Source organism: Roseomonas genomospecies 6, from assembly GCF_008365375.1.
Classification (GTDB): Bacteria; Pseudomonadota; Alphaproteobacteria; order Azospirillales; family Azospirillaceae; genus Azospirillum.
On the sequence record NZ_QOKW01000079.1, the window covers coordinates 1 to 1617 of the forward strand.

The window sequence follows — 1617 nt, forward strand, 5'->3', positions numbered from 1 at the left end:
TAGCCGCCTTTATGCACCAGGGTGACTCGCAGCCTGTCCGCTGAACGGCGATGGTCAGCTTGGGGTTGCAAGGACGTGCGCCATCAGACCGCCGCTGACGGCGGCGGTCTGATGTTGGTGGGTTTGTGGTTGACGGGATCGGGTGGCGGCTGGGGCACGCGGCCCCGGTGTTCAGGAAGTCAGCCGCGGCAGGCGGCCCAGGGCGAGATGGATGATCGCCTGATCGGGCGCGCTGGTCGGCAGATGGACCTTGATCTGCGTCTTCATCTCGACGATGCGCGCGGCGATCTTCACCAGGCGCAGCCGCAGCGTGTCGAACTGAATGACCCGCCAGCGGGAGCGCTTCGGCATCACGGCGCGCAGGCTCCACAGCAGCCAATACGCCCCGGCGTGCAGAAACAGCCGGAACTGGTTGGCGGTCGCTCGCGTGCAGGAGGTGCGGTCGGCCGCGAGGTGGGCTTTCCAGGCTTTTATGTGATTTTCCGCCTGTCCCCTCGCACAATACAGCCCTTCGTACAGCCCTCGCCCGGTGCCGTGGCGCAGGTTGGTGACGATGAAACGGGTGTCGGTGCCCTGAGCCCCGGCCTCGACCCGCGCGACGATGCGGCGGACCCGGCTCCAGGTGCTGGCGCCGTCGTAGAACTCCTTGAAGCGGCGCACCTTGTCCGCTCCGGGCACGGCCTGGAAGCGGGCGGCCGTGCTGGCCTCCAGCGTGGTGACATGACGGCGCAGCGTGCGGCTGGTCGGCAGGCCCAGCACATAGTCGAGGCCCTCCGCTTCGCACCAGTCCAGCACCTCGGGGCAGGCGTAATGGCCGTCGGCGCGCAGCAGGATATCGGTGTTCGGCCAGTTGGCCCGGATGCCCCGGAGCAGGCGGCGGAGAAAGGCGCGGATCTCAGTGCCTTTGGGCCGCTTGGCCGGGCGCAGGACGGCGGTGACGAAGCGGCCGTCGCCGTCGAACACGACGATGGGCTGAAAGCCGTACTCGTCGTAATGGGCGTTGAACAGGCGCAACTGCTGGCCGCCATGCACGGTGTCGAAGGTGTCGTCCACGTCCAGCACGATGCGCTTGGGCACGTGGCGGAACGACGCGCAGTAGAGATCGACCAGGGCATGGCCCATGCGCAGCAGCGCCCGCGCATCGGGCAGGTTTTCCAGGCGCGAGACGGTGGATTGCGAGCACAGGTCGCGCGCGGACGGCAGCCGCTCCAGGGCCATCTTGAACAAGGGGTCGGAGCGCAGGCTGTCGGCGTCGTTGCCGTCCTCGTAGCCCGCCGCGATGGCCAGCAGGCGGAAGCCGATGATGTCGGCCAGGGAATGCACGGTGCGCAACGGATCACGCGGGTCCACAATACAGGCGGCCAGCCGCTCGGCCACCTGCAACCGCTTCTCCACCTCGCGCAGGACCAGCAGCCCGCCATCGGAGGATAAGCGACCTCCATCAAAGCGCCCGATCACCGGCTTTCCAGCAACGGGTGACAGGCCGGGCAGCGGCAGCGTAGGATCAACCATGGCGGGTGGGCGCTCCGAAAACGGCGGGGATTGGCTTCAGCACCCAAATTCTACGGCCGCTCAACGGATGCCGCTACACCCGCCAACCCTCGTGCATAATCCCGG

1 protein-coding gene is annotated in these 1617 nt (G+C 67.7%); it reads right to left on the reverse strand.

Annotated elements, in window-relative coordinates; all coding sequences use genetic code 11:
* Positions 1-171: 171 nt before the first annotated feature.
* Positions 172-1512 (reverse strand): IS1380 family transposase, encoded by a 1341-nt coding sequence (locus tag DS843_RS30835; protein WP_149472618.1) that lies wholly within the window; start codon positions 1510-1512, stop codon positions 172-174.
* Positions 1513-1617: the final 105 nt, after the last annotated feature.

Coding starts and splice junctions, on each gene's coding strand:
- DS843_RS30835 (WP_149472618.1), bottom strand. CDS start 1,512: ATGGTTGATCCTACGCTGCCGCTGCCCGGCCTGTCACCCGTTGCTGGA.